Source organism: Pseudomonas brassicae (genome assembly GCF_010671725.1).
Taxonomy (GTDB): Bacteria; Pseudomonadota; Gammaproteobacteria; order Pseudomonadales; family Pseudomonadaceae; genus Aquipseudomonas; species Aquipseudomonas brassicae.
Map to the genome: position 1 here is coordinate 1 of NZ_JAAHBU010000189.1, position 6616 is coordinate 6616.

Genomic DNA, 6616 nt, shown 5'->3' on the forward strand with positions numbered 1-6616 from the left:
GCTACAGCGCCTACGTGCTGGGGCTGGTGGACTACCTGGTCAGCACCACCCTGCCCGTGCAGCAGGCCGGGCTCGATCGCGCCGGCATCGGCGCCTGGAGCGCGCAAAGCACCTGGCTGGGCCTGGAGGTGGAGAGCGCCGAGGTGTTCGGCGGCCAGCCCGACCACGCCTTCGTGACCTTCACCGCGCGCTGGCACGACAACGATGGCGAGCACAGCCACCGCGAGCGTTCGGCCTTCGTGCACAACGATGGGCGCTGGTACTTCATCGACCCCACGGTCGGGCTCAAGGCCGGGCGCAATGACGCGTGCCCATGTGCCAGCGGGCAGAAGTTCAAGAAGTGCTGCGCCAGTTATGTGAGCAGCTAGCCATGCTCGCCCGCGCCCGCCTGTTGTGCATCAGCCTGGTGCTGGTGAACCTGGCGGGCTGTGCCAGTGGGTGGGGCGGGCACTACCAGGACCCCAGCGTGCACCTGGTGCGGGTCGAGACGGTCAAGGCCAGGCTGATGCAACAGGAATTCATCCTGCACTTTCGCATCGACAACCCCAACGACAGCACCCTGCAGGTGCGCAACCTGCATTATGCGGTGCACCTGGGCGGCCTGTTGCTGGCCGAGGGCGACTATGGCCAGTGGTTTCGCGTCGATGGCCACACACGGCGCGTCATCGAAGTGCCGGTGCGCACCAACCTGTGGCGCCAGCTCAAGCCCATCGCCAAACTGCTCGAACATCCTGAGCGGGCGATCCCCTATCGCCTGGAGGGCGAGCTGAGCAGCGGATTATTCTTTGCCCGCGACCTGCACTTGTTGCGCAAGGGTGAGATAATTCCCGCCGATCTTATTCCGGAGTAACCCTCGATGACCCAGCAACCCCACGTTCATGGCCCAGACTGCAACCACGATCACGATCATCACGCGCATGATCATGACCACGGCCATGTGCATGGCCCGCACTGCAACCATGCCCCGCAGGAACCTGCGCGTAACGCCCTGAAGGACGTTGGCCGCAACGACCCGTGCCCGTGCGGCAATGGCAAGAAATTCAAGAAGTGCCATGGTGCCTGATAGCCCCCGGTAGTGCCGCTTTGCGGCCCTTTCGCTGGCAAGCCAGCGCCTACAAGGTACTGCACCGGTCTTCAGGATGGTGTAGAACCTGTGGGAGCTGGCTTGCCAGCAAATAGGCCCTGAACTGGAGCGTGAGCATGATTGACCTGTACTACTGGACCACCCCCAACGGGCACAAAGTCAGCCTGTTTCTCGAAGAAGCCGGCCTGCCCTACACGATCCGCCCGATCAATATCGGCAAAGGCGAGCAATTCGCCCCCCACTTCCTGAAAATCGCCCCCAACAACCGCATCCCGGCCATCGTCGACCACGATGCCGCCGACGGCCAGCCGCTGTCGCTGTTCGAGTCGGGTGCGATCCTGCTCTACCTCGCCGAAAAGACCGGCCAGTTCATTGCCCAGGACCTGCGCGGCCGCCAGGAAACCCTGCAATGGCTGTTCTGGCAAATGGGCGGGCTGGGGCCGATGGCCGGGCAGAACCACCACTTCAACCGCTTCGCCCCCGAAAAGATCCCCTACGCCATCAAGCGCTACGTGGATGAAACCGCGCGCCTCTACGGCGTGTTGAACAAGCGCCTGCAAGACCGACCGTTCGTCGCCGGCCAGGCCTACAGCATCGCCGACATGGCGATCTACCCGTGGATCGTGTCGCACACCTGGCAAGCGCAGAACCTCGATGACTTCCCGGCCCTGAAAGACTGGTTCCTGCGTATCCAGGCGCGTCCTGCCACCCAGCGCGCCTACGCCCTGGTGCAGCAGATCAACCCGCCGCCGGCCTGAACCGCACAGCAGCGGTGCGGTACTTTGAAAATAAAGCCCGCGCCCCCGCTTGCATGGTGTGATCGCGCTCACTAACGTAGCGCCTTTTAGACGTCACGCCCTGCAGGAGCTTTGCCCATGGCCTCGCCAGCCCTTCCCCCCGTTCTACCCCGGTTCGGCGTTGCCGCGGCCCTGCTCGGGCTGCTCAGCCTCGGGGGTTGCCAGATGGGCGGCCCGCGCGACAGCGTCCTCCCCACCACCGGCGTGCAGCCGCTCAAGGGGCTGGCACAGAACGTCTCGGTGCGGCGCAATGCCATGGGTATGCCGCTGATCGAAAGCAGCAGCTTCCATGACGCGCTGTTTACCCTGGGCTACGTGCATGCCGGCGACCGCATCGGCCAGATGGTCGGCATGCGCCTGCTGGCGCAGGGGCGCCTGGCGGAAATGGCCGGCCCGGAGGCGCTCGACGTCGACCGCTTCATGCGCGCCGTCAACCTCAGGAAAAGCGCCAACGAACTGTATGCCGACGCCTCGCCGCGCCTGAAGCGCTTTTTCGAGGTGTACGCACGCGGCGTCAACGCCTACCTGTTCCGTTACCGCGACCGCCTGCCAGCGCCACTGGCGCAGAGCGGCTATCACCCGGAATACTGGAAGCCGCAGGACTCAGCGCTGATCTTCAGCCTGTACAGTTTCAGCCAGTCGGTGAACCTGCAGGAAGAACTGGCGGCCCTGACCCTGGCGCAGAAAGTCGGCGCCGACAAGCTCGCCTGGCTGCTGCCCAGCTACCCCGACGAACCGCTGGCCATGGCCGAGGCCGACAAGCTCAAGGGCCTCAACCTGGGCAGCGCGCTGCCGGGCCTGGCCCCGCTGGCCGCCGTCAGCGAGCAACTGGCCGCGCTCAACCTGCTGGGCACCCCGGCATCGAGCAACTGGGCCATCGGCCCGCAACGCAGCCGCAGCGGCAGGAGCCTGCTGGCCAGCGACAGCCAGGGCGCCTGGGCGCTGAGCCCGGTGCAGATCCGCACCACCAAATACCAGGCCGCCGGTTTCAGCCTGGCCGGCCTGCCGTTCGTGCTCTCCGGTTTCAACGGCAAGGTGGCCTGGAGCAGCAGCGCCGCGATGGGCGACAACCAGGACCTGTACCTGGAAACGCTCAAGCGCGAAGGCAACCGCGTGCTGCATCAGGTGGACGGCCGCTGGCAGCCACTGCAGGCGCGCAACGAAACCTATTTCGTCAAAGGGCAGCGTCCTCAGCGCGAGGTGCTGTTCGAAAGCCGCCACGGCACCCTGCTTACAGGTATCCAGGGCACGCTCGGCCTGGCCCTGAAGCTGCCCGACCTCAAGGGCGACAAGAGCCTGGACGCCTTCTTCGACCTGTCGCGGGCGCAGACCGTGGAGCGTGCCTTCGACGCCAGCCGCGAAATCGGCGCCGCCGCCCTCAACCTGGTATTCGCCGACGCCGGGCATATCGGCTGGCAGGTCACCGGGCGCTTCCCCAACCGTCGCGAAGGCCAGGGCCTGCTGCCCTCGCCGGGTGCCGACGGGCGCTTCGATTGGGACGGCTATGCCGACGCCATGCTCCACCCCTACGACCAGGACCCGCAGCAAGGCTGGCTGGGCAACGCCAACCAGCGCAGCGTGCCCAAGGGCTACGGCCTGCAACTGTCCAACAGCTGGTACTACCCCGAACGTGCCGAACGCCTGGCGCAACTGGCCGGCAACGGCAAGCACGACAGCCGCAGCCTGATGGCCATGCACAACGACCAGACCACGCTGTTTGCCGCCAAGCTCAAGGCCATGTTCGAAGCACCGGGCATGGCCCAGCCGCTCAAGCAGGCCATCGACGCCTTGCCGGCCGAGCAGAAGGCCCGCGCCCGCGAGGCCTTCACCCGGCTGATGGCCTTCGACGGCCAGCTGGGCGCGCAATCGGCGGATGCCGCGCTGTATGCGCTGTTCCTGCAGGAAAGCACGCGCCAGACCTTCCTCGACGAACTGGGCCCCGAGTCCAGCCCGAGCTGGCAGGCCTTCGTTGCCAACGCGCGGCTGTCGTACTCGGCCCAGGCCGACCACCTGCTGGGGCGCGACGACAGCCCGTTCTGGGATGACCGCAACACCCCGGCCAAGGAAGACAAACCGACCATCCTGGCACGCAGCCTGGCCGCGGCCATCAGCGCTGGCGAACGCCAACTGGGCAGCGATCGTCGCGCCTGGCAGTGGGGCAAGCTGCACCAATACCGCTGGCCGGTCAGCGCAGCGTACGGCCTGGGTGACACGCTCAAGCGCGGCCCACTGGCCAGCGGCGGCGACCACACCACCCTGAACGCCTCGCCGTATGCCTGGGGCCAGGACTTCAACGCGCGCCTGTTGCCCTCGATGCGCATGGTGGTGGACTTCGGCCTGGCCGAACCGCTGCAAGGGGTAAGCAGCAGCGGGCAATCCGGCAACCCGGCCAGCGCGCATTTTGCCGATGGTCTGGATACCTGGTTCAAGGGGCGCTACGTGAGTTTCCCGATGCAGCCGCAAAACTTCGAACGCGCCTATGGCACCAAGCGTCTGACCCTGGTACCCGGCAAGTAACGCCCGGAGTTCCCCTACAAGGTGAAGGACTGTCCCAACGGCGGGCGCCCGGTAGACGCGCGCGACTGACGCGTTCGGATCGAACTTCACCGGCCAGGCCGCGCTCCTACGTTAAACCCCCAGCGCAGCGGCCTTGGCATGGACCTGGTGATTGCACGACCCGAAGGCTTGTATTGCCCCCCTGGCGATTTCTACATCGACCCGTGGCGCCCGGTGGAGCGCGCGGTGATCACCCATGGCCACGGTGACCACGCGCGCAGCGGCAACCGCCACTACCTCACCGCCAGCCCCGGCGCGGGCATCCTGCGCAGCCGCCTGGGCACCGATATCAACCTGCAGACCCTCGACTACGGCCAGCGCCTGGACCATGGCGGTGTCACCCTGAGCTTTCACCCGGCCGGCCACGTGCTCGGCTCGGCCCAGGTGCGCCTGCAATACCGCGGCGAAGTGTGGGTGGCGTCGGGGGACTACAAGGTCGAGCCCGACGGCACCTGCGCCCCGTTCGAGCCGGTGCGCTGCGACACCTTCATTACCGAGTCGACCTTCGGCCTGCCCATCTACCGCTGGCAGCCACAGCAGCAGATCTTCGACCAGATCAACGCCTGGTGGCGCGAGAACATCCAGCTGGGCAAGGCCAGCGTGCTGTTCTGCTATTCGTTCGGCAAGGCGCAACGCATCCTGTACGGCCTGGACCCGAGCCTGGGGCCGATCCTGGTGCATGGCGCGGTCGAGCCGCTGAACCGGGTATACCGCGAGGCCGGCGTGGCACTGCCCGCCACCCTGCACGCCAGCGAGATGGACAAGAACGACCCGTTGATGCGCAAGGCGCTGATCCTCGCCCCGCCCTCGGCCGCCGGCAGCACCTGGATGCGCCGCTTTGGCGACTACAGCGATGCCTTCGCCAGCGGCTGGATGCGCCTGCGCGGTACGCGGCGGCGGCGCGGGGTGGACCGCGGCTTTGTGCTCTCCGACCACGCCGACTGGCCGGGGCTGCTGTGGGCCATCGAACAGACCGGTGCACAGCGGGTGATGGTGACCCACGGTTCGGTCGCCGTGCTGGTGCGTTACCTGTGCGAGCGCGGGCTGGATGCGCAGGCGTTCGTCACCGAATACGGCGACGAAGACCAGGCGCCCGGCGTCGAGCCTGCCGCATGAAGGCCTTCGCCGAACTCTATGCGCAACTCGATGGCACCACCTCGAGCAATGCCAAGCGCGACGCGCTGGTGGCCTACTTTGCCGACGCAAGTGCCGCCGATGCGGCCTGGGCGGTGTACTTCCTGGCCGGCGGGCGCCCGCGCCAGCTGGTGCCCACGCGCCTGCTGCGCGAATTGGCGATCAGCCTGTCGGGGCTGACCGAGTGGCTGTTCGAAGAAAGCTACCAGGCGGTCGGCGACCTTGCCGAGACCTTTTCGCTGTTGCTGCCCGAAGCCACTCACAGCAGTGACGAGGGCCTGGCCTACTGGGTCGAGGAGTGCCTGCTGCCGTTGCGCGGCCTGCCGCCCGAAACGCTGGCGCAGCGCCTGCCGCCGCTGTGGGCGCAACTGGACCGGCAAAGCCTGCTGGTGTGCCTGAAGCTGATTACCGGCAGTTTTCGGGTCGGTGTATCGAAGCTGCTGGTGACCCGCGCGCTGGCGCAACGGGCCGACATCGACAGCAAGCGCGTGGCGCAACGGCTGGTCGGCTACACCGACCTGTCGCATCGCCCCACCGCCGACAGCTACCTCAAGCTGATCGCAGCCGAGTCCGACGACGAACATGCCCAGCGCGGCGGCCAGCCGTACCCGTTCTTCCTGGCGCATGCGTTGCAACAGCCGGTGGAGCAGTTCGACGCCCTGCTCGGCCCGCCCGAGCACTGGCAGGCGGAGTGGAAGTGGGACGGCATTCGCGCCCAGGTGGTCAAGCGCGAGGGTCAGTTGTGGGTGTGGTCGCGGGGTGAAGAGCTGCTCACCGAGCGCTTTCCCGAGTTGCAGGCACTGGCCACGGTGCTGCCCGACGGCTGCGTGGTGGATGGCGAGATCGTGGTGTGGCGCGAGGGCGTGCAGCCGTTCGCGCTGCTGCAGCAACGCATCGGGCGCAAGACCCTGGGCAAGAAGATCCTCGCCGATGCACCGGTGGTGCTGATGGGCTACGACCTGCTGGAGTGGCAGGGCGCCGACTGGCGCAGCCGCGCGCAGGCCGAACGCCGGGCGCAGCTGGAGGCCGCTGGTGCAGGCCAGTG

7 protein-coding genes are annotated in these 6616 nt (G+C 67.0%); all 7 read left to right on the forward strand.

What is annotated here, in order from left to right; genetic code table 11:
• Positions 1 to 368 (forward strand): YchJ family protein (locus tag G3436_RS14605; RefSeq protein WP_163946153.1); only part of this gene is annotated, 368 nt, incomplete at its 5' end.
• Positions 369 to 370: 2 nt separating this feature from the next.
• Entirely contained in the window at positions 371 to 850 is a 480-nt protein-coding gene (locus G3436_RS14610; protein WP_178116469.1) for an LEA/WHy family protein, read from the forward strand.
• 6 nt (positions 851 to 856) lie between these two features.
• The gene (locus G3436_RS14615) at positions 857 to 1063 is read left to right on the forward strand and encodes an SEC-C metal-binding domain-containing protein (RefSeq protein WP_078480560.1); all 207 of its coding nucleotides are present in this window, start codon (positions 857 to 859) and stop codon (positions 1061 to 1063) included.
• A gap of 137 nt (positions 1064 to 1200) precedes the next feature.
• On the forward strand, positions 1201 to 1842 hold the full coding sequence (locus tag G3436_RS14620) for a glutathione binding-like protein (RefSeq protein ID WP_163946156.1): 642 nt from the start codon (positions 1201 to 1203) through the stop codon (positions 1840 to 1842).
• Between the two features lie 117 nt (positions 1843 to 1959).
• Entirely contained in the window at positions 1960 to 4398 is a 2439-nt protein-coding gene (locus tag G3436_RS14625) for a penicillin acylase family protein (RefSeq protein WP_163946159.1), read from the forward strand.
• A 138-nt stretch (positions 4399 to 4536) separates the two neighbouring features.
• Positions 4537 to 5553: a ligase-associated DNA damage response exonuclease gene (locus tag G3436_RS14630; RefSeq protein ID WP_163946162.1), complete on the forward strand. Its 1017-nt coding sequence runs from the start codon at positions 4537 to 4539 to the stop codon at positions 5551 to 5553.
• Positions 5550 to 6616 (forward strand): ATP-dependent DNA ligase (locus G3436_RS14635; RefSeq protein ID WP_476644173.1); only part of this gene is annotated, 1067 nt, incomplete at its 3' end. The genes G3436_RS14630 and G3436_RS14635, both read left to right, overlap by 4 nt.